The organism is Agathobaculum sp. TL06 (genome assembly GCF_054658635.1).
Genome location: NZ_BAAGGY010000076.1, coordinates 1 through 364, shown reverse-complemented (window position 1 = coordinate 364; position 364 = coordinate 1). Strand labels below are relative to the sequence as shown.

The 364-nt window shown below is 67.3% G+C and carries 1 protein-coding gene; it reads right to left on the bottom strand.

Annotation, left to right across the window (positions count from 1 at the left end; genetic code table 11):
* Positions 1–364: UxaA family hydrolase (locus ACYQ3S_RS15690; RefSeq protein WP_459690307.1), on the bottom strand; the 364-nt coding region annotated here is incomplete at both ends.

Here is a 364-nt window from a genome sequence, read left to right as displayed (position 1 = left end):
CACCGGCTCAGCAGCATCCCCTCCGCGCCGAACATCTCCGGCACCTCGGTCAGCACCGTCGAGCCGCCCCGCGCGATCACCATGTCGCTGAACGCTCCCACCGTCGGGTTCGCCGTTACGCCGGACAACCCATCCGACCCGCCGCACTTCAGACCGATCACCAGCTCGCTCACCGGCACCGCCTCACGCCGGTACCGTCCCGCGTATGACGCGCACTGTTCCAGCAGCGTGCGTCCCGCCGCGAACTCGTCCTCCACGTCCTGGCAGGTGAGAAACTTGACGCGCTCCGGATCATATTCCCCCAGCTCCTCTACGAACTGGTCGTGCTGCAGGTTCTCGCACCCCAGGCTCAGCACCAGCACCG